This is a genomic window from Rhodococcus sp. IEGM 1307 (genome assembly GCF_030056915.1).
GTDB classification, from domain to species: Bacteria; Actinomycetota; Actinomycetes; order Mycobacteriales; family Mycobacteriaceae; genus Rhodococcus_F; species Rhodococcus_F opacus_D.
Window position 1 is genome coordinate 68,796 of sequence record NZ_JASHKW010000012.1, and the last position, 21,663, is coordinate 90,458.

At 67.9% G+C, this 21,663-nt stretch carries 17 protein-coding genes; 13 read left to right on the forward strand and 4 right to left on the reverse strand.

Translation table 11 applies throughout. From position 1 onward, the window contains the following. The first annotated feature begins 71 nt into the window (after positions 1-71). Positions 72-1,580 (forward strand): aldehyde dehydrogenase family protein, encoded by a 1,509-nt coding sequence (locus QM841_RS23310; protein WP_283333734.1) that lies wholly within the window; start codon positions 72-74, stop codon positions 1,578-1,580. A 23-nt stretch (positions 1,581-1,603) separates the two neighbouring features. Then, positions 1,604-2,716 (forward strand): NDMA-dependent alcohol dehydrogenase, encoded by a 1,113-nt coding sequence (locus QM841_RS23315; protein WP_283333735.1) that lies wholly within the window; start codon positions 1,604-1,606, stop codon positions 2,714-2,716. A 34-nt stretch (positions 2,717-2,750) separates the two neighbouring features. On the opposite strand, the gene QM841_RS23320 is transcribed toward QM841_RS23315, so the two are convergent. Continuing rightward, complete coding sequence (locus QM841_RS23320; protein WP_283333736.1) at positions 2,751-3,755, reverse strand: LLM class flavin-dependent oxidoreductase; 1,005 nt, start codon at positions 3,753-3,755, stop codon at positions 2,751-2,753. A 109-nt stretch (positions 3,756-3,864) separates the two neighbouring features. After that, the gene (locus QM841_RS23325; protein ID WP_280780554.1) at positions 3,865-4,848 is read right to left on the reverse strand and encodes an LLM class F420-dependent oxidoreductase; all 984 of its coding nucleotides are present in this window, start codon (positions 4,846-4,848) and stop codon (positions 3,865-3,867) included. Positions 4,849-5,048: 200 nt separating this feature from the next. On the opposite strand from QM841_RS23325, the gene QM841_RS23330 reads away from it, so the two are divergent. The 3 genes from QM841_RS23330 to QM841_RS23340 all read left to right on the forward strand — a co-directional run bounded on the left by QM841_RS23330 (position 5,049) and on the right by QM841_RS23340 (position 12,175). Then, positions 5,049-9,590: a non-ribosomal peptide synthetase gene (locus tag QM841_RS23330; protein ID WP_283333737.1), complete on the forward strand. Its 4,542-nt coding sequence runs from the start codon at positions 5,049-5,051 to the stop codon at positions 9,588-9,590. Between the two features lie 31 nt (positions 9,591-9,621). Continuing rightward, entirely contained in the window at positions 9,622-10,398 is a 777-nt protein-coding gene (locus QM841_RS23335) for an RsiV family protein (protein ID WP_283333738.1), read from the forward strand. A gap of 154 nt (positions 10,399-10,552) precedes the next feature. Continuing rightward, on the forward strand, positions 10,553-12,175 hold the full coding sequence (locus QM841_RS23340) for a flavin-containing monooxygenase (RefSeq protein WP_283333937.1): 1,623 nt from the start codon (positions 10,553-10,555) through the stop codon (positions 12,173-12,175). Positions 12,176-12,249: 74 nt separating this feature from the next. On the opposite strand, the gene QM841_RS23345 is transcribed toward QM841_RS23340, so the two are convergent. After that, a complete protein-coding gene (locus QM841_RS23345; RefSeq protein WP_283333739.1) occupies positions 12,250-12,756 on the reverse strand; it encodes a hypothetical protein in 507 nt (168 codons plus the stop codon). Positions 12,757-12,982: 226 nt separating this feature from the next. Between QM841_RS23345 and QM841_RS23350 the strand changes: the two genes are divergently transcribed. From QM841_RS23350 to lipP1, 5 genes are all read left to right on the forward strand, one after another. Next, entirely contained in the window at positions 12,983-14,143 is a 1,161-nt protein-coding gene (locus QM841_RS23350) for a 3-ketosteroid-9-alpha-monooxygenase, oxygenase component (RefSeq protein WP_283333740.1), read from the forward strand. Between the two features lie 28 nt (positions 14,144-14,171). Beyond that, on the forward strand, positions 14,172-15,353 hold the full coding sequence (locus QM841_RS23355) for an acyl-CoA dehydrogenase family protein (RefSeq protein WP_283333741.1): 1,182 nt from the start codon (positions 14,172-14,174) through the stop codon (positions 15,351-15,353). Between the two features lie 37 nt (positions 15,354-15,390). Next, positions 15,391-16,296: a biphenyl-2,3-diol 1,2-dioxygenase gene (gene bphC, locus QM841_RS23360; RefSeq protein ID WP_164059770.1), complete on the forward strand. Its 906-nt coding sequence runs from the start codon at positions 15,391-15,393 to the stop codon at positions 16,294-16,296. Positions 16,297-16,466: 170 nt separating this feature from the next. Further along, positions 16,467-17,258, forward strand: a complete 792-nt coding sequence (locus tag QM841_RS23365) for an IclR family transcriptional regulator (protein ID WP_164059771.1) — start codon at positions 16,467-16,469, stop codon at positions 17,256-17,258. A gap of 20 nt (positions 17,259-17,278) precedes the next feature. Beyond that, positions 17,279-18,232, forward strand: a complete 954-nt coding sequence (lipP1, locus tag QM841_RS23370) for a LipP1 family hormone-sensitive lipase (protein ID WP_283333742.1) — start codon at positions 17,279-17,281, stop codon at positions 18,230-18,232. Here the strand turns inward: lipP1 and QM841_RS23375 are convergent. Then, complete coding sequence (locus tag QM841_RS23375) at positions 18,229-18,966, reverse strand: PadR family transcriptional regulator (protein WP_271209576.1); 738 nt, start codon at positions 18,964-18,966, stop codon at positions 18,229-18,231. The two genes, lipP1 and QM841_RS23375, sit on opposite strands and share 4 nt — an antisense overlap. Before the next feature lie 129 nt (positions 18,967-19,095). On the opposite strand from QM841_RS23375, the gene QM841_RS23380 reads away from it, so the two are divergent. The 3 genes from QM841_RS23380 (at position 19,096) to QM841_RS23390 (ending at position 21,653) form a co-directional block, all read left to right on the forward strand. Next, positions 19,096-19,614, forward strand: coding sequence for a flavin reductase family protein (locus QM841_RS23380; RefSeq protein ID WP_280780547.1), 519 nt, complete (start codon positions 19,096-19,098; stop codon positions 19,612-19,614). Positions 19,615-19,706: 92 nt separating this feature from the next. After that, on the forward strand, positions 19,707-21,398 hold the full coding sequence (locus QM841_RS23385) for an FAD-binding protein (RefSeq protein ID WP_283333744.1): 1,692 nt from the start codon (positions 19,707-19,709) through the stop codon (positions 21,396-21,398). Then, positions 21,399-21,653 (forward strand): hypothetical protein, encoded by a 255-nt coding sequence (locus QM841_RS23390; RefSeq protein ID WP_005258959.1) that lies wholly within the window; start codon positions 21,399-21,401, stop codon positions 21,651-21,653. It begins immediately after the preceding gene. The last annotated feature ends 10 nt before the right edge of the window (positions 21,654-21,663 follow it).

Consider the following 21,663-nt stretch of genomic DNA (forward strand, 5'->3'; position numbering starts at 1 on the left):
GTCAGGACAGTTAGTGATATGGCAACCAGTGCACTATGAGCCACGTCACATTCACAACTTCGGAGGTTTTGATGACAGCGACGATCGAACCCAGCCAAGCGGAACTCTTGCCGTCGGTACGGAACTTTCTGTCCGGCACCAAGCGATTCCTCGTCGGAGGGCAGTGGGTGGAATCGGCGAGCGGTGAGACGTTCGAAACGATCGACCCGGCCACCGGGCACGTGCTGACCACCGTCGCGCGCGGCGGCGCCGAAGACGTCGACCGCGCGGTCCGGGCCGCTCGTACGGCATTCGACGAGGGCCCGTGGGCCACCATGAAGCCCAACGAGCGGGAACGGCTGATCTGGCGGGTCGGCGACATCCTCTCCGAGCGCGCCGAGGAATTCGGCCAGCTGGAGGCGCTGGACAACGGCAAGTCGGCCGGCATCGCCGCGGCAGTCGACGTCGCCTGGTCGGCCGACATCTTCCGCTACTTCGCGGGCTGGGCCACCAAGATCGAGGGCAGCACGGTCAACGTGAGCATGCCGTTCGTCCCCGGTGGCCAGTTCCATGCGTACACGCTGCGTGAACCCGTCGGCGTCTGCGGTCTGATCGTTCCCTGGAACTTCCCGTTGCTGATGGCCGCATTCAAGCTGGCCCCCGCGCTCGCCGCAGGCAACACGGTGATCCTCAAGCCCGCGGAGCAGACCCCGCTCACCGCGATCCTGCTCGGTGAGGTGTTCGAGGAGGCCGGCTTCCCGCCCGGCGTCGTCAACATCGTCACCGGCTACGGCGATGCCGGCGCGGCACTGTCGGCCCACGACGACGTCGACAAGATCGCGTTCACCGGCTCCACCGAGGTCGGGAAGAAGATCGTCGACGCCGCAAGGGGCAACCTCAAGAAGGTGTCGCTCGAACTCGGCGGCAAGAGCGCCAACGTCGTGTTCGCGGACGCCGACTTCGACGCCGCCGTCACCGGATCGCTCAACGCCTGGCTGTTCAACCACGGCCAGTGCTGCGTCGCAGGCACCCGGATGTTCGTCGAGGACAGCATCTTCGACGACTTCACCGCAGCGGTCGCCGAGGCCGCGAGCCAGGTCAAGATCGGCCCCGGACTCGACCCCACCACCCAGCTCGGACCGCTGGTGTCGCAGGAGCAGTTCGACAAGGTCACCGGCTACCTGGCCGCCGGACTCGCCGACGGCGCCCGCGCCCTCACCGGCGGAAAGCGCTGGGGCGACACCGGCTTCTACGTCGAGCCGACGGTGTTCGTGGACGTGAAACCCGAGTTCAGCATCGTGGAGGAGGAGATCTTCGGCCCCGTCGTCGCAGCGCTCCCGTTCAACGCAGAGGAGGGAGTCGCGAAGGCGGCGAACAGCAGCATCTACGGCCTCGCCGCCGGAATCTGGACCAAGGACCTGTCCAAGGCGCACCTCACGGCCCGTCAGCTCAAGGCCGGTTCGGTGTGGATCAACCAGTACAACGGGTTCGACACCGCCATGCCGTTCGGCGGATACAAGCAGTCCGGTTGGGGACGTGAGCTCGGGGCGACCGCCATCGATCTCTACACCCAGACCAAAGCCGTCAATATCGCACTCTGACCGTCACTCAACGAGGAGAAGACATGAAGACCAAAGCAGCGGTTCTGTTCGAAACGCACAAGCCGTTCGAAATCGTGGAACTCGAGCTCGACGGTCCGGGCCCCGGCGAAGTGCTCATCAAGTATGTGGCGGCAGGTCTGTGCCACTCGGACCTGCACCTCACCGACGGCGATCTGCCACCGCGTTTCCCCATCGTCGGCGGGCACGAGGGTTCCGGCATCATCGAGGAAGTCGGCCCCGGTGTCACCAAGGTGAAGCCCGGCGACCACGTGGTCTGCAGCTTCATCCCGAACTGCGGCACGTGTCGGTACTGTGCCACCGGCCGCCAGAACCTGTGTGACATGGGCGCCACCATCCTCGAGGGTTCGATGCCCGACGGCTCGTTCCGGTTCCACTCGGGCAAGCAGGATTTCGGTGCCATGTGCATGCTCGGCACGTTCGCGGAGCGCGCCACCATCTCGCAGCACTCGGTGGTGAAGGTGGACGACTGGCTTCCGCTGGAGACCGCCGTCCTCGTCGGCTGCGGTGTGCCGTCCGGTTGGGGCACCGCGGTGTACGCCGGCGGAGTGCGCGCCGGTGACACCGTCGTCATCTACGGCATCGGCGGACTCGGCATCAACGCCGTGCAGGGCGCGGTCAGCTCCGGCGCCAAGTACGTCGTGGTGGTGGATCCGGTGGCGATGAAGCGGGAGGCCGCCCTGAAGTTCGGCGCCACCCACGCGTTCGCGGACGCCGCGACCGCGGCGGAGAAGGTCAACGAACTGACCTGGGGGCAGGGCGCCGATCAGGCCCTCATCCTGGTGGGCACCGTCGACGAAGAGGTGGTGCAGAACGCGACCGCCGTCATCGGCAAGGGCGGCACCGTCGTCATCACCGGCCTCGCCGACCCCGCGAAGCTCACGGTGCACATCTCGGGAACCGACCTGACCCTGAACCAGAAGACGATCAAGGGTTCGCTGTTCGGCTCGGCCAACCCGCAGTACGACATCGTCCGCCTGCTGCGCCTGTACGACGCGGGTCAGCTCAAGCTCGACGAGCTGATCACCACCAAGTACACGCTCGAGCAGGTGAACGAGGGCTACCAGGATCTGCGGGACGGAAAGAACCTGCGTGGCGTGATCGTCCACGAGCAGTAGGCGGCTTCGCCGCCCGTGCGCCTTTCTGGTTGTGCTAGCTACCAGAAAGGCGCACGGGCGCGGAGCGCCACACGTCGGCGAGCAGGTCGTACGTCTTCAGCCAGGACTCGGTGTTCTCGGCATGGGAGGCGACGATCAGCTCGTCGGCCTGCGCGTGCTCGGCGAACTCGTCGAGGTACGTCTTGACCTCGGTCGGCGTTCCGACGGCGGAGTAGCGCACCATCTGCGCGACCTGCTGACCCGCCGGGGACGTCATGATGAGGTCGACCTCCTCGGGGGTGAATTTCTGCCCCCGACCGACCATCTGCACCACCCGCCGCCGCAGGGACGCTTCGAACTGCCGGTGCGCGTCCTCGGTGGTGTCCGCGGCGATGGCGTTGACGCCGGCGATCACGTACGGCTCGGACAGATCCTCGGACGGCTCGAACCGCTCCCGGTACAGCGTGACGGCGTCGACGAGCGAGTCGGGGGAGAAGTGGGACGCGTTGGCGTAGGGGAGTCCGAGCTTCGCGGCGAGCTGTGCGCCGAACGTCGAGGACCCGAGAATGTAGAGGGGAACGTTGGTGCCCTTGCCGGGGATCGCGTCGACGCCGGGAACCCGTGACACACCGCGGAGGTATGCCTGGAGTTCCAGCACGTCCTGCGGGAAGCGGTCCGCGGACGCCGGGTCGCGGCGCAGCGCATACATCGTCTTCTGGTCGCTGCCGGGGGCGCGTCCGAGTCCGAGGTCGATGCGACCGGGGTGCAGTGTCTCGAGGGTGCCGAACTGCTCGGCGATCGTCAGCGGCGCGTGGTTCGGCAGCATGATGCCGCCGGCGCCGAGCCGGATGCTCTCGGTGTGCGCGGCGACGTGCGCGATGAGGACGCTCGTCGCGGATGAGCCGATCGACGGCATGTTGTGGTGCTCCGCGTACCAGATGCGGCGGTACCCGCGGGTCTCCGCGAGTTGTGCGAGCTTCACGCTCGCATCGAAACTGTCCCGCGCCGTGTCGCCCTCGCGGATGTAGGCCAGATCGAGAATCGACAGAACAGCGCTCACGGGATTCGTCACCTTTCGTCACCAAGAACAGGCGCGAGAGGCTAGCCTCGCGCACTACCTCTGGGTCCAACCGCAGAGGTAGTGCGCGTATTCCTGGCTGCCGGAACGGTCAGGCGTCGACCAGGGGACGCAACGTGCGCCCGGTGAGTTCGACGATGCCGGGTTCGTGCCCGTTGGCGACGAGGTTGAGGACGATGCCGTCGATTCCCGCGTCGAGGACACGGGTCTTCAGCTGTTCGGCCACCTCGTCGGGGGCACCGCAGAACTGCCGGTCGGTGGCGGCGGCGCGTTCCTCGTCCGACGCCGTCGACAGGTCGACGCCCTGCGTGAGCAGGAAGTCGTGCTGAAGCTGCCGGGCGCGGTCGCCGTCCTCGTCGATGATGACGAAGGCCAGGTAACTGGTCTCCAGCGTGGACCGGTCGCGACCGATCTCCGAGCACCGGGTATCGAGAGCCTCGAGCTTGCGCGGCAGTTCGCGGGCGTTGCAGATGATGTTCAGGTGGTCCGCGAACCGGGCGGCGAGACCGAACGTCTTCTTCTCACCGCCACCTCCCAGCATGATCGGCAGGTCGTCGCGGATCCGCGGCTCGTTGATCGCGTTCTCGACGTGATACCACTTGCCGTCGAACGTCGGACGTTCGCCGTGCAGCATCGGCGCGATGATCTGCAGTGCCTCGTCGAGCCGTTCGAATCGGTCGGTGAACGTGCCGAACTCGTAGCCGTACTGCGTGTGCTCGAGTTCGAACCAGCCGGCGCCGATTCCGAGGACGGCCCGACCGCCGCTGGCGACGTCCAGGGTGGTCACCGCCTTGGCAAGCATGGGCGGGTTGCGGTAGGTGTTGCCGGTGACCAGCGCGGACAGCTGGATGTTGTCGGTGGCCGTGGCGAGGGCGCCGAGGGCGGTGTACGCCTCGAGCATCGGTTCGTCGGGCGCACCGATGCCCGGCAGTTGATAGAAGTGGTCCATCACGAATGCGGTGTCGAAGCCCGCGGATTCGGCCTCGCGGGCCTGCGCGATGACGGTCGGGAACAGGTCCGCGACGGGAGTGGAGTAACTGAAATTCGGCATCTGGTATCCAAGGCGAATAGTCACCCGTTCGACGCTACTCGGGTGGCGGCGCGGGCACCTCCCCGAATTCGGAGGGTAGGCGGGTACGCACCCTGGGGTGCCTGGTGAAGGCGGTGCGGGGCGAGGAGGCTGATGGTTGGTGCCATAGCAGTCGCCGATCCGACATCCGCGACGACTCTGCGCAGTGGGGTGGTGGAGTGCAGAGCGCAGCCTGAGGGGGAAAGATGAATTTCGATTTCGATTCGCAGCAGCAATCCGGCGGCACGGCGTGCGCTTGCCCGGAAAGGCCCGCGCCCGTCCGGCCCGACGTCGCCATCGTGGAACGCCCGCTCGGGCGCCCGGCGCGAGTGGCCGTGGGAGCCTTCCCGCTGACCGCGGCGCAGCGATCCATCTGGTTCGCGCAACAGCTCACGCCGGAGATCCCGTACGTCATCGCCCACTACGTCGATCTGCGCGGTCCGGCCGACCTTGCCGTTCTGTCTGAAGCCACCCGGCGCGCGAATCGCGAATTCGGCTGGGGAGCGGTGCGCCTGGTGGACATCGACGGGCAGCCGCATCAGGTCGTGGACCCAACCGTCGACGACCGAGTGCCCACCACCGACCTTCGCGGCGAGGGCGATCCCGTGGACGCTGCCCACCGCTGGATGCGGAACGACCGGAGCGCTCGCACCGACATGTACGACGGACCGCTCCTCGTCTCGCACATTCTGCAGCTGGGCGACGATCACTACTACTGGTACTCCCGCGCTCACCACATCGTGTCGGACGGGTACGCCGCGATGATGCTGATGAGCCGCACGGCCGAACTGTATGTCGCCGCCATCGAGGGCAGGGAGCCGCCGGACAGCCGGATCGTGGGGCCCGAACGTCTCGTGCGGGAGGACGCGACCTACCGTGCCTCGACCCGGTTCGCCCGGGACCGCGACTACTGGCGCGAATCCGGCGGCGACCTGACTTCGGTCCTCAGCCTCAGCGGTCGCACGGCGCGACCGGACATCGACGCGGGGACGGCGACCGGGCACCCGAGCCCGAGCAAGAGCTCACGGAATTCGACGGCGGTGACGGTCGCCGCCTTCGCCTCCTACCTCGCCAGGATGACCGGCGTCGACGACGTGGTCCTGTCGCTTCCGGTGTCGGCGAGAACGACGGCCCGCCTCAGGTATTCGGGCGGTTCGGTCTCCAATGTGATTCCGTTGCGGCTGAAGGGAATCGGCTCTGTCACCGTCCGTCAGGCGGTCGGAACCGCCGAGGCGGCGTTGACAGCGGCACTGCGGCATCAACGCTACCGCCGCGAGGACATCGGCCGGGACCTCGCCACGGGCGGTGTCGAACTCCTGCATTTCGGTCCGGTGGTCAACGTCATGATGTTCACGAAGGAGATCACGCTCGGCGCCGTGAACGGGACGGTCCGGGTACTCACCACCGGTCCCGTCGCGGACCTCGCCGTCAACATCTATCCGGGGGCAGAGGGCAGCGCCGCCCGCATCGACTTCGAGGGAAATCCGGCACTGTACGACCACGCCGAACTGACCGGACATCATGCGCGGTTCCTCGCCTACCTCGACAGGTTCACCGCATCGATCGAGTCGGAACGACCGGTCGCCGACCTCGACGTCTTCCTCGCCGGCGAGCGCGGAGAATTCGCTCCCGCGCAGGGACTTCCGGATGCCGACCCGATCACACTCGACCGTCTCCTCGCGGGGACCGTCGCCGACCACCCGGAGGCGATCGCGATCCGCGATCGCGGACGCGAACTGTCCTACGGCGACCTGGACCGGCTCGCCGGCCGGCTCGCCCGCGTCCTGACCGGTCGGGGCATCGGGCCCGAGAGCATCGTCGCGGTCTCCATCCCGCGGTCGCTCGAGTCGGTGCTGGCGTTGTGGGCCGTCGCGAAGGCCGGCGCGGCCTACGTTCCGATCGATCCCTCGCACCCGCGCGCTCGCATCGCGTACACCCTGGACGATTGCGGCGCGACGGTCGGGCTGACCGTCCACTCGGAGCGTTCCCGACTGCCCGGCACCGTCGCATGGTTGACCACGGATATCGACGACCTCGAAAACCTCTGCGGAGAAACATATTCCGAGACATTTCACGATACGGAACGGACCCGTCCGCTGCTCGTGGACCATCCCGCGTATCTGATCTATACGTCCGGGTCGACGGGAGCGCCGAAGGGCGTCGTCGTCACCCATCGCGGCCTCGCCAACCTCGCGCAGGAGATTCGGGACAAGTACGCGGTGTCCGCGCGTTCTCGTGTCCTGCATTTCGCCTCACCGAGCTTCGACACCGCGCTCGTCGAAGTGCTCGCGGCCTGTGTCGGCGGCGCGACGCTCGTCGTGACCCCGCCCGGGGTGTTCGGCGGTGAGGAACTGTCACGACTGTTGCGCGACGAACACGTCACTCACCTCCTGATGACGCCGTCCGCCCTGGCCGCCGTCGACTCCTGCGTCATGGACGAACTGGAGTTGGTGCTGGTCGGAGGGGAAGCGTGTCCGCAGGAGCTGGCGCGGCGGTGGGCCGGTGGCCGGACCATGCGGAACGCGTACGGTCCGACGGAGACGACGTGCAGCGTCACTCTCACGGATCCTCTGTCACCGGACGAGCGGATGACGATCGGCTCGCTCATGCGCGGCGTGGACGCGGTGGTTCTGGATCACCGTCTACGTCCGCTTCCGCCGGGCGCTGTCGGAGAGCTCTACCTCGCCACCCCGGCACTCGCCCGGGGTTACCATCGGCGCCCCGGGCTGACCGCGTCCCGGTTCGTCGCCGACCCGTTCGGTCGCAGCGGCTCCCGGATGTTCCGCACCGGCGACGTGGTGCGCTGGACGGCGGCAGGAACGCTCGAGTTTCTGGACAGGGCGGACGACCAGATCAAGATCCGAGGTTTCCGTGTCGAGCTGGGCGAGATCAATGCCGCGCTGAACACGCATCCGGGCGTCGCGTTCGCCGCGACGGTGGTGCAACGGAATTCGGCCGGAGATCCGACCCTGGTGTCCTACATCATGGCCGACGGGGACGCGTTCATCGATCGCGAGGCGTTGAAGGCGCACCTGGCACGATTCCTGCCCGACTACATGGTTCCGAAATCGATCATGCTCGTGAACTCGATCCCGTTGACGCCGACGGGGAAGCTCGACCGGGCGGCGCTCCCGCTGCCGGAGTTCGGCTCGGATTCGGTGCCTCATCGTGACCCGGAGACCCCGGCCGAGCGCCGCGTCGCACGGGTGTTCGCCCAGGTACTCGGCGTGGATACGATCGGCGCCGACGATTCCTTCTTCGATCTCAGCGGCGATTCGCTGTCGGCCATCCGGGTGGTCGCGACGATCAACGCCGAGCTGGGCACCACGCTGGGCGTGCGCGAACTCTTCGATGCACCGACGGTCGCGGCACTCGCACGGACGATCGCGGACGCCGGCGCACATCCGCAGAACGCGGGGCGGTCCGGCGGACCGAAATTGGGCGTCGCACCACTGCCGGACCGGGTGCCGCTGTCCCCGTCGCAGTACTACATCGACCGCACCAAAGGGGAACGCGCTCTCCACAGCATCCCGTTCACGGTACGAGTGCGCGGCGGATTCGACGTCGAGGTGCTGCGCTCGGCGATGGCGGATGTGCTGGGCCGACACCGCTCGCTGCGGACGGTGTTTCCCGACTCGCCGTCGGGGCCGTACCAGCGTGTGCTCGACGTGGCCGATGCGTTGCCCGACCTGACTCCGGTGGAGACCGGCGCCGCGGACGTGAAAGCGCAGACGTCGGAGCTGCTGTCCGCGGGATTCGACGTGCGGCGCGAGCCTCCTCTGCGCGCCCGGCTGTTCCGGCTCGGCGACGGCGACCACCTTCTGGCCTGCGTCGTCCACCACATCGCCGCCGACGGCTGGTCGCTCGCGCCGTTGGCACGAGATCTCGCCGACTCCTACCGTGCCCGGGCGAACGGCAGTGAGCCCGCATGGGAGCCTCCGGTCGTGCACTACGCCGACTACACGGTGTGGCGCCGGGCACTGCTCGGTGACGAGGCCGACCCGGACAGTGTCGCGTCCCGGCAGATCGCCCACTGGACGAAGGAGCTGTCGGGACTTCGGGGGGAGCTCGCGCTGCCCACCGATCGCCCCAGGCCGCGCCGGTGGACCTACCGAGCGGGGCGACTTCCGTTCTCCCTCGACGAGCATGCGCACCGCGGCCTGCTGGCCACCGCGCACGAGCACCACGCCAGCCTGTTCACGGCGCTCAGGTCGGCGGTGGCGGTCATGCTCGCCCGCGTCAGCGGCGACCCCGACATCGCGATCGGAACTCCGATCGCGGGCCGGGGAGACCCGGCGCTCGACGACGTGGTGGGGATGTTCGTCAACACGCTGGTTCTGCGCACCCGGGTGGACCCGACAATGACGCTGTGCGACATCGTCGATCGGTCACGCGGCGTGGAGCTTCGGGCTCTGGCAAATGCCGACGTGCAGTTCGAGCGACTCGTCCAGGTGCTCGACCCGCCGAGGTCGCCGTCCCTGCACCCGCTGTTCCAGGTTGCGCTGTCGCTGAACAACTTCGCTCCCGCTGCCCTGAACGTGTCCGGGCTCGACTTCGAGGTCACACCCCGTCCACTCGACATCGCCAAGTGCGATCTGCACTTCCACTTCACCGAACGTCACGACGTCGACGGGAGGCCCGCCGGAATCGATGCCGAACTGGTGTATTCCGCCGACCTCTACGACGCGTCCACCGCACAGGGTTTCGTCGACACGCTGCACACCATCGTCGACCCGATCGGTAGGTGACCCCGCGGAATCGACGTGGTAGAGATAGCTCATGAGCGGCATCCGGAGATCTGGTCGGGCAGCGGCGCTCGTTGCGGTCTTCCTCGCCATGGCCGCCTGCTCCGACCAGACGGGCACCGCAGTGAGCGAGCCGCCGACAACGACGACCGTCACCGCCGCGGACACGCCCGGCACCGAGGCGACCACGCCCGCGGGCCTGCCCTACACGGAGACCGAGCTCCAGGTCACGGGTTCCACCGGCCGCGTCGGCTACGACGTCCTCATCCCGCAGATCGAGGGTGGAAATCCGGCGGTCACCGCCGAGTTCAACGAATCGATGCGCGCCGCACTCCAGGACCAGATCGACGGCTGGGGCACCGACGCCTTCACGCTGAGCAGCCAGGAGCACAGCGTCGCGCACATCGGCGAGCACGTGATCAGCGGGCTGCTGGTGACGTCGTGGAACGCCGACCCACCCGGTGCGCATCCGACACCGATCGTCGCGACGGTGGTGGTGAATGCCGACACCGCCGCGCCGATCACGCTCGGTGATCTCTTCCCCGACCTGCCGGCGGGACTGCAGACGCTGTCGGACGAATCCGCGCGCCTGCTCCCCGCGACGGTCGCGGGAGCGGACTTCGAGCGCAGCGGCATCGAGCCGACCGAGGCGAACTTCGCGAACTGGCTGGCCACCCCGGCAGGCATGGAGATCCATTTCAACGACTACCAGGTGGGGCCGCACGCCATCGGACTCGTCACCGTCACCGTGCCGTGGGACGCCCTGGCCGACGTGATCGACCCCGCTCTCGCTCCCGTCGTGTCCAGTTAGGCGCTGCCCGACCGCTCACCGGGAACGAACCTGTGGCTGCCCGGTGCCGCGACCTACCGTCCCAGACAGGCCTTTGCTGCCGAATGTGTCTGTCGAATGGGAGAGGAGCGCGCCCGTGAGTGCACGCACCGAAGTTGATGCTCGTGCGAATCGGATCGGCGACGTGGACGCGGTTGTCGTCGGCGCGGGATTCGCGGGACTGTACGCCGTCCACAAGTTGCGGAGCCTGGGGCTGACCGTCCAGGGCGTGGAGGCGGCGGGAGGCGTCGGCGGAACGTGGTTCTGGAACCGCTATCCCGGCGCCCGGTGCGACGTGGAAAGCGTCGACTATTCGTACTCGTTCTCGCGGGAACTCGAGCAGGAGTGGGACTGGAGCGAGAAGTACGCCACCCAGCCCGAGATCCTGGCGTACATCAATCACGTCGCGGACCGGTTCGACCTGCGCGACCGTTTCCTGTTCGGCACCCGGGTGACCTCCGCGGAACTGGACGAGGAGTCGCTCCGGTGGGAGGTGCGCACCGACCGCGGCGACGTGCTGTCCGCCCGGTACTGCATCTTCGCGACCGGCGCGCTGTCCACCGCGAACATGCCGAACATCGCCGGCCGTGAATCGTTCACCGGGGACACACATCACACCGGACAGTGGCCGCACGAGGGTGTCGACTTCACCGGCAGACGGGTCGGGATCATCGGCACCGGTTCCTCGGGAATTCAGTCGATTCCCCTCATCGCCGAGCAGGCCGAGCACCTGTACGTGTTCCAGCGCAGCGCCAACTACAGCGTCCCGGCGGGCAACCAGACGTGGGACGACGAGATGCGGCGCGCGATCAAGGCGGGATACGACGAGCGCCGACGGCTGTCCCGGGAGAGCGGTGGCGGCTCGCCGTACAACGCACATCCGAAGTCGGCGCTGGAGGTCTCCGACGAGGCACGTCGCGAGGCCTACGAGACGCGATGGAAGCTCGGCGGGGTGCTGTTCGCGAAAACCTTTCCGGACCAGACGAAGACCGAGGCCGCGAACGCGACGGCACGCCAGTTCGCCGAGGAGAAGATCCGCCTGCTCGTCGACGACCCCGCCGTCGCGGACAAGCTGATCCCGAACGATCACCCCATCGGGACCAAGCGGATCGTCACCGACACCCACTATTTCGAAACGTACAACCGGCCGAACGTCACCCTGGTGGATCTGAAGGCGGCGCCGATCGAAGCGATCACCCCGTCGGGGATCACCACCGCCGACGCCGACTACGCCCTCGACACGCTGGTGTTCGCCACCGGATTCGATGCCATGACCGGCGCCCTCGACCGCATGCGGATCGTCGGGCGCGACGGTGTGTCGCTTTCCGAGTACTGGAGTGAGGGGCCGAAAACCTATCTCGGTCTGGGTGTTCCGGGGTTCCCGAACCTGTTCGTCGTGACGGGGCCGGGAAGTCCGTCGGTGCTGGCGAACATGGTGCTCGGCGCCGAACAGCACGTCGACTGGATCGCGGACTGCATCGAGCACCTGTGGGAGAAGGACCACGACGCGATCGAGGCGTCCGTCCCCGCCACCGAGCAGTGGGTGGAGCACTGCCGTGAGCTCGCCGCGCAGACCCTGTTCCCGTTGGCGAACTCCTGGTACATGGGTGCCAACATTCCGGGCAAGCCCCGCGTGTTCATGCCGTACCTCGGGGGCTTCGGCGCGTACGGGCGGATCTGCGCGGACGTCGCGGAGGAGGGGTTCCGCGGTTTCGAGTTCAGCCGTTCCCGGACGAGGCTGGCCGACCCGGTGGGATAGTTTCCCAGACATTGGTCAGCCGCGCAGACAATTGCCTGCGCGGCTGACCAATTCGTGGGAGAACGAGGTCGAGATCAGTCGGGGAGTGCGTACGTGGCCCACGCCTGCGCGAGCACGTCACCACCCTGCGTGCACGTGACGGTGACGTCCGCCATGCGTGTGCCGTCCTGGACGTACGTCTGCTGCAGCGACGCGGAGAAGTCCGCTGCGGACGGCACGGCCCGCCGGATGCGGGTGCGGAACCTGCGGAGAGTCCCGGGGAACTGCTCGGCGCAGTAGCGCTCCAGCAGGTCCACCGACCGGTCGTCGGACGTCGGAGTTCCGGTGAAGCTGTTCGTCCAGAACTCGAAGACCAGCTGCTCGTCGCGGTTGCGGAAGCGGACGAGCAGGTCGTGGTCGCCCACCCTCCGGACCTGCGGGGACAGGGCGTCGTCCGACGTCCGGTGCGGTCGCAGCAGGAGGAAATCGTGCTCGACGGCCGCTCCCGGCTCGGGTGCGACGACCACCCCGCTCGGGACGGCGTCGGCGCAGAGCCGGCGAACCTCCGCTGTGTACCGCTGCGAAGAGATGAGTGCGGCCATCGTTCCTCCCAATTTCCGGGTATGTGATCCGCACGGTAGTCGCCGCGGCCCGTAAACGGGGGGTGTGGTCCCTGTGATCGGGACGCCGAACTTCCGCTCTGAGGCGTGGATGCGAAAGCCTCTCGCTGAGTGGGAGAGTCGGGTACCGCAGCCGACCGCGTGCGTCGACTATGAGCTACACCACACCCCGAGGGTGTTCTTGACGTACAGCGAGGCGGAGGTAGACATGGCGCGCAACAGTGCCGTTGACGGCGACGAAGTCCGGATGATCGAAGTGGGATCGGCACCAACGCGTTTCGCGCGGGGGTGGCATTGCCTGGGTCTGGCGAAGACCTTCAGGGACGGCGCCCCGCATCAGGTCGATGCGTTCGGGACGTCGCTGGTGGTGTTCGAAACCTCGGACGGGACCCTCAGCGTGCTCGACGCCTACTGCCGTCACATGGGTGGCAACCTGGCGCACGGCACCGTGAAGGGCGATTCCATCGCGTGCCCCTTCCACGACTGGCGCTGGGGCGGCAACGGCAAGTGCACGGGAATCCCGTATGCGCGACGCGTCCCGCCGCTGGCGCGGACCCGGGCCTGGACGACCATCGAGCGCAACGGGCAGCTCTACGTCTGGAACGACCCGCAGGGCAACCCGCCGCCCGCCGACGTGACGATTCCCGAGATCGAGGGATTCGGCTCCCCGGAATGGACCGACTGGACCTGGAATTCGCTGCTCGTCGAGGGATCGCACTGCCGCGAGATCGTCGACAACGTGGTCGACATGGCGCACTTCTACTACGTCCACTTCTCGTTCCCGCGTTACTTCAAGAACGTCTTCGAAGGGCACGTGGCCACCCAGTACATGCAGTCGACGCCCCGCCACGACATCTCGGTGGGCACCAACTACGACGACCCCAATTCGACGCTGCGTTCGGACGCGTCGTACTTCGGCCCGTCCTACATGATCGACAAGCTGTGGAGCGAAGCGAACGGCATGATGATCGAGACTGTGCTGATCAACTGCCACTACCCGGTTACCGCGAATTCGTTCGTCCTGCAGTGGGGCGCCATGGTGAAGAAGCCCGAGGGGCTGTCCGACGAGGTGGCGAACGGCATGGCGGCGCAGTTCGCCGAGGGCGTGGAACTCGGGTTCAAGCAGGACGTCGACATCTGGCTCAACAAGTCGCGCATCGACAACCCGCTGCTGTCGGAGGAGGACGGGCCGGTGTACCAGCTGCGTCGCTGGTACCAGCAGTTCTACGTGGACGTCGAGGACATCACCGACGACATGACCAAGCGCTTCGAATTCGAGATCGACACCACCAGGGCGGTGCAGAGCTGGGAGGCGGAAGTCGCCGACAACCTCGCCAACGGCGTCGTGCCGCTCGACACCAACGCCTGAGCCGGCTCCGAGAAGAAGGACACGACAGATGACCCACGAGGTTCTCGACAACATCATGGCGATCGCGGATCAGCTCCGCGATCAGGCGCCCGAGGCCGAGCGGATCGGCCGGCTGCCCGACGACACGGCGAAGAAGCTCCGCGAGGCCGGGCCGATCAAGCTGCTCCAGCCCGGCAAGTACGGCGGCTACGAGGCTCATCCGCGCGAGTTCGCGGAGACGGTCATGGCCGCCGCGTCCCTCGACCCGGCCACGGGCTGGGTGTGCGGCATCGTCGGCGTGCACCCCTGGCAGCTGGCGTTCGCCGACCCGAAGGTGCAGGACGAGGTGTGGGCGGCCGACAACGACACGTGGATGGCCTCGCCGTACGCGCCGACCGGGATCGCGACCCCGGTCGACGGCGGCTACCTCTTCAGCGGACGCTGGCAGTTCTCGTCGGGAACCGATCACTGCGACTGGATCTTCCTCGGCGCGATGCTCGGCGACAAGGACGGCGCGATGGCCCTGCCGCCGAAGATGCTGCACATGATCCTGCCGCGCAGCGACTACGAGATCGTCGAGGACTCATGGAACGTCGTCGGCCTCAAGGGCACCGGTTCCAAGGACATCATCGTCCGGAACGCGTTCGTCCCCGACTACCGGGTGATGGACGCCGACGAGGTCATGAACGGCACCGCGGTGCAGAAGTTCGGGCGCACCGAGACGCTGTACAACATGCCGTGGTCGACGATGTTCCCGCTCGGGATCTCCTCCGCCGTGGTGGGAATCGCCGAGGGCGCTCTGGCCGCTCACCTCGACTACCAGCGCGACCGCGTCGGAGCGCAGGGCACCGCGATCAAGGACGACCCCTACGTGCTGTTCGCCGTGGGCGAGGCCGCCGCCGACATCAACGCCGCACGCCAGGAACTGCTCGCCAACGTCGACAGGATCTGGGACCTCGTCGAGTCGGGCAGAGAGGTCACGTTCGAGGACCGCGCGGCCGGGCGCCGGACGCAGGTGCGTGCCGCGTGGCGTGCGGTCACCGCCGTCGACCAGATCTTCGCCCGCTCCGGCGGCAACGCGCTGCGCATGGACAAGCCGCTGCAGCGGTACTGGCGGGACGCGCACGCCGGGCTGGCGCACGCCATCCACGTGCCGAGCACCGTCTACCACGCCTCCGCGCTCAGCTCGCTCGGCCTCGACCCGGCCGACAACCTCAAGTCGATGATCTGACCGCCGTCGGACCTCGAAAACAGCAGAAGGACAACACATGACAGACATCAAGGGGCTTGGCTACGTCAAGATCCAGACCAACGACCTGGAGCGGTGGCGCACGTTCGCGTTCGACGTGCTCGGATTCGCCGAGGGATCGGGCCCGGACGAGGACGCCCTGTACCTCCGCATGGACGAGCGCGCGGCCCGCATCGTGATCGTGCCGGGCGAGACGGACGAAGTCGTCACCATCGGGTGGGAGGTCCGCGATCATGCGGGCCTGGTCCGTGTCCAGGAGGCGGTCGAGGGCGCCGGAATCGCCGTCAAACCGCTGTCGGTGGAAGAGGCCGACGCCCGCCGCGTCGAAGAGGTCGTCACGTTCCAGGATCCGACCGGTGCGACGATCGAGGTCTTCCACGGCGCCGTCCTCGACCACAGCCCGGTGGTGACCCCGTTCGGCGCGAAGTTCGTGACGGGGGCGCAGGGTCTCGGCCACGTGGTGCTGCCGGTGATGGATTTCAGCGGGGCGTTCGACTTCTACACCGAGGTGCTCGGCTTCCTGCCCCGCGGCGCCTTCCGCATCCCGGCACCGCCGGAGTTCGGTCCGATGCGGGTGCGCTTCCTGGGCGTCAACGAGCGGCACCACAGCCTGGCGCTGTGCCCCGCACCGCACGGCGGGGCGCCAGGACTGGTGCACATCATGGTGGAGGTCGACACGCTCGACGCCGTCGGCCAGGCGCTCGACCGCGTCGTCAAGGACGGGTTCTCCGTCTCCTCGACCCTCGGCCGCCACACCAACGACAAGATGGTGTCGTTCTACGTGCGTGCCCCCGGCGGCTGGGACATCGAGTTCGGTACCGAGGGGATGAAGGTGGACGAGAAGTACTACTCCGCGGAGGAGATCACCGCCGACAGCTACTGGGGCCACGACTGGTCCGGAAGCGAGCCGCTGGCGGCCATGTGACGGGTATCCGGGCCCGGTGCACGCATCCACTCGATGCATGCGCCGGGCCTGTGGGCTGTTCGGGGCCGTTCGTCCAGCGCTATTGCAAATAGGTATATGCCTATTTATAGTAAGTGTCGCCAGTCACACACCGCGTCGCCGCACCGAGCAGCGCCGCTACGGAGGTCCCCATGACGACGACACTCAGCCCCACCCCCACCGCCGGCCTCGATCGCGCCGCCCTTCTCCTCGACGCCTTCGACGGCCCGGGCAGGCTCACGCTCGCGCAGATCGTGCGCCGCACGGGGCTTCCGCGCTCCTCCGCGCACCGGATGCTCGAACGTCTCGTCCAGCTGCGGTGGCTCCGCCGGGAAGGCCGGGACTACGAACTCGGCATGCGGCTGTTCGAACTCGGGTCGCTGGCCGTGCACCAGGACCGTCTGCACCGGGCCGCCCTGCCGTTCCTGCACGAACTCCACCGGCTCACCGGGCACGCCGTGCACCTCGCGGTGCTCGAGGGGATCGACGTCGTCTACCTGGAGAAGATCGCCGGACGGTTCGGCGTCGGGTTGCCGTCCCGCGTCGGCGGCCGCCAGCCCGCGCACTGTACGAGTGTCGGCAAGGTGCTGCTGGCCCATTCGCCCGAGTCCGTGGTCGACCGCGTCGTCGAAGCGGGTCTGCCCCGCAGCACACGATTCAGCATCGACTCGCCCGCGGCGTTCCGTGCCGAGTTGCAGAAGACCCGCGAACGCGGAGCGGCGTACGACCGGGAAGAGGATCTCGTCGGCGTCAGCTGCGTCGCCGTGCCGGTGGGTACCGACGACAACGTGGTCGCGGCCATCTCCGTGTGCGGTCCGAGCAGCCAGATCAAGCTCGATCACCGCCTGACCGCGCCGATCCGCATGTCCGCCAAGGGCACCTGGCGCAACTACATGGCGACCGCGACGCCGGCCGCCGGCCGCGCCGACCGATACTCCGCCTGAGGCGGGACGAAGGAGCACGAATGCCGCTCGACGAACAGGCCGAGACCATCCTCCGGGGACTGAACGAGAACTTCCCCCGGGTGGAGACCATGACGGGCGCCCAGGCGCGGGCGGCGACGAGGGCGGGACGCAAGGCCGTCGCCGACCCCGAGCCGGTCGGTAGTGTGCGCGACCGGGAGATCCCCGGCGGGGCCGGACCGATTGCCGTGCGGATCTATTCGCCGGCAGGGCATCCCGCGGAATCCCTGCCCGTCGTCGTCTTCTTTCACGGCGGCGGGTTCGTGATCTGCGACCTCGACAGCCACGACGGCTTCTGTCGCGCGATGTGCAACGGGATCGGCGCCGTCGTCGTCTCCGTCGACTATCGACTCGCCCCGGAATCGCAGTGGCCCGCCGCAGCGGACGACGCCTACGCCGCGACGTGCTGGGTCGCGCGGCACGCCCGCGAGTTCGGCGGCGATCCGGATCGTCTTCTCGTCGCCGGCGACAGCAGTGGGGGCAATCTCGCGGCGGTCGCGGCGCTGATGGCCCGGGACCGGGAGGCCCCCGCCGTCACCGGGCAGCTGCTGATCTACCCCGTCATCGAACCGGTCTTCGACACCGAGTCCTACGAGCTGTTCGCGGAGGGTCATTTCCTCACCCGCTCTGCGATGCAATGGTATTGGGATCAGTACCTGCCGACCCACCGCGAGACCGTACCCGCCTACGCCGCCCCGGTCCGGGCCGAGGACCTCGGCGGGCTTCCGCCCGCGATCGTGATCACCGCCGAACGTGATCCCCTCCGGTACGAGGGGGAGAAGTACGCCGGGGCGCTCGCCGACGCCGGTGTTCCCGTGCAGTGCCGGCGGGTCGAGGGAATGTTCCACGGATTCTTGACGATCGACGCGATGGCCGCGGCGCAGACCGCGCGGCGGGAACTGTGGCCTCGGCTCCGGAATCTGGTGGCCGAACCGGTGCGGACTCCGTCCGACTAGTCTTCGCGCTCCGTCTCGTCGTCCGCGTCCCGTGCCGCCTTCATCGCGGCCTGGTACTCCTTCTGCGCCTCACGGGAACGCCGGATCGAATGCGATGCGGTCGGTTTCGGCACACCGGGATGTTCCGGCGTCCCTTCACCGTGCATCCGCTCGACGGCCTCGTCGATGTCGGCGAGCATCTGCTTCGCGAGCTCGCTCTCGGCGGCGTAGTACCGCTCGGACCACTTGTTGACCATGTGCGCGAACGCCCACGTCGGTTCGACGTCGGAATCGCGGGCGTCGAGCGCGGCCTGCCTGCTCATCCCCTCCACGTACGAGATGTGCTCCTTCAGGGCATCTTTGAGCTGCTCCGGCTCGGTGAGGTGACCGAGCCACATGCGCAGCATCACGCCGTGCTTGAGGACGGGCGGATCGATCGGCGCCTCCCGCGCCCAGCTGCGCATGACGGCCATGCCCGCGTCCGTGATCTTGTACAGGCGCTTGGGTTTCACCCGTGCCTCGTCGTCCACGACGGTCCGGGACGTCACGTATCCCAGGTCCTCGAGCTTCTTCAGCTCCGAATACACCTGGCTGAAGGACGGGCTCCAGTAGAAGAAACGCACACTGTACGACGCCCACTTCTTCAGGTCGTAGCCGGACAGTTCCTCGCCGAACGACAGGATGCCGAGTACCGGCCAGCTCGTCGATCGGAGGCCGGCGAACCCGGAGCTCTGTGTGGGGTCGGACGATGGCATTTCCCGAGCCTATCAACCGTGCGCCGACTGCCGGACACGCGAAACCCTGCCGCTGGGCGGGACGGGGCATTCCCCGCCTGCAGGCGCCGCGGCCAGGCTGAACGCAACCCGTCGATCCGAGGAGACACGATGACCCGAACCGAAGAACCCGTGCCGCCGACGGCACGACGCATCGACCCCGCCGAGCTCAAGTCGGTGCTCGGCCACTTCTGCACCGGAGTCACGGTGATCACCGCGCACGACGGCGAGAGCCCACACGGCTTCACATGTCAGTCCTTCGTGTCGCTGTCGCTGGACCCGCCGTACGTGTCCTTCAGCCCCGCACGGACGTCGACCAGCTGGCCGCGGCTGCGGGCGAGCGAACACATCTGCGTCAACGTCCTCGCCCACGACCAGCGCGACGTGTGCGGGACGTTCGCGACCAGCGGCGCCGACAAGTTCGCCGACGTCGGGTGGTCGCACGCCCGCAACGGTGCCCCTGCGCTGGACGGTGTGCTGGCCCAGGTGCAGGCCACCGTCGAATTCGAGCACGACGCCGGCGACCACACCATCGTCGTCGCGCGCGTCACCGGTCTGGACGTGCTCAGGGATGCGCCGCCGCTCCTGGTGTACCGCGGCGGGCTCGGCATCTTCACCGCGGCCACCTAGCCGCGCTGTCTCCCGCTCCGCGGGAAAGGCTGTGGGAAACAGCAATTGACACCGGCAGAGTGTGATCGAGACCACTTCGGAAGGTGTGCACGATGAGCGTAGACGAGCAGAACTGGGACCGGGAGGTAGATCTCCTGGTGATCGGCAGCGGTGCCGGTGGCATGACCGCCGCCCTCGCCGGGGCCGAGCGAGGGCTCGACACCCTCGTCGTCGAAAAGTCCGGGGTGTACGGCGGTTCGACGGCACTGTCGGGTGGCGCCCTGTGGATTCCCAACTCGCCGATCCTCGTCCGTGAAGGCCGCGCCGACGACCCCGACGACGTCCGGAAGTACCTGGAGTCGATCGTCGGCAACAGCGTGCCGGCCGAGCGCCTCGACGCGTACATCGAGCAGGGGCCGGCCATGATGCGGTTCTTCGAACAGAACTGCCCGCATCTCCGGTTCTCCTGGTGCGAGGACTATTCCGACTACCACCCCGAGAACGTGGGCGGACGGCCGAAAGGGCGGACGGTCGAACCGCTGCCGTTCGACATGAACCAGCTCGGCGCCGACGGCGACCTGCAGCGGCCGAACTCCCTCGCGATGCCCGGTGGGCTGTACATGACGTCCACCGAGTTCCGTCACCTCAACATGGTCTTCCGCACCTGGGCCGGACGCAGGACCGCGCTGGGCGTCGGCTGGCGTTCGGTCGTGGCGATGCTGCGGCGCAGGCGGATGGAGACTCTGGGGCAGGCCCTCGTCGGGCGTCTGCGGCTCACGCTCCAGGAGGCCGAGGTTCCGCTGTGGCTGAATTCCCCGCTGAAGGGTCTGGTCACCGACGAATCCGGAGCCGTCACGGGCGCGGTGGTCGAGTCCGGGGGACGGGAACTGCGCGTGCGCGCCCGCCGCGGCGTCATGATGGCCACCGGCGGGTTCGAGCAGAGCGAGGAGATGCGCAAGCGGTTCCTCCGGGAAGGCGGCAAGGACAACTACAGCGCCGGCTCACCCGACAACACCGGAGACGGAATCGTCGCCGGCGAGCAGGTCGGCGCGGCCGTCGATCTGATGGACGACGCGTGGTGGATGCCGTCGTTCCGGCGGCCGGACGGCATCATGCACGTCCTGGTGTCGGAGCGGTCGATTCCGCCGTCGCTGATCGTCGACCAGAACGGCAAGAGGTTCACCAACGAGGCGTCCCCGTACGTGTCGTTCGTCCACGACCAGATCGCCGGTGGTCACGACCCGGTGTGGTTCGTTTTCGATTCGAAGGCCAAGAGCCGCTACCAGTTCGGTGGTGTGATGCCCGGGCAGAAGTTCCCCGCCGAGTGGTTCGAGACGGGGCTGATGCAACGCGCCGCAACCCTCGGCGAACTCGCGCAGAAGATGGGCGTTCCCGCGGAGTCGCTGACCGCGGAGATCGCCCGGTTCAACGGTTTCGCGCGTGCGGGGGTCGACGCCGACTTCGGTCGCGGCGACAGCGCCTACGACCGGTACTACGGCGACCCGCGACTGCCCAACCCGACCATGGACGAGGTGGAGAAGGCCCCGTATTACGCGGTGCGGATGGAAGCAGGCGACCTCGGCACCAAGGGCGGGCTCGTGTGCAACGAGCACAGCCAGGTGTGCCGCAGCAGCGGCGACCCGATCCCCGGGCTCTACGCCACCGGCAACACGTCGGCGTCCGTGATGGGCAACGACTACGCCGGTGCGGGCGCGACGATCGGTCCCGCGATGGTGTTCGGCTGGGTCGGCGCCCGGCACGCAGCCGGGGCGGGGCCCCGCAGTGTCACCGGGGCGGTGAGCTGAGTGCTTCCGGTCGAATGCCGGCGCTGCGGTAACGCGGTGCTCGTGGAGAAATACAGCGAGGCGCACACGAGCGTGCAATGGCTGGGCGACGCCGAGCAGACCTGCCCGGAGTTCGCCCGGCGTGCGCAGGAGGGGGAGCACTCGATGTTCGTCCCCACCTGCGGCGCGCTGCGCGGATCGATCGACGACGCGGTGGAGGACGGGCGGGTGGGGCTCTCCCTGCGCAGCTACCCGACTCCCGGCCGCCTGGACTAGAGAGGACAAC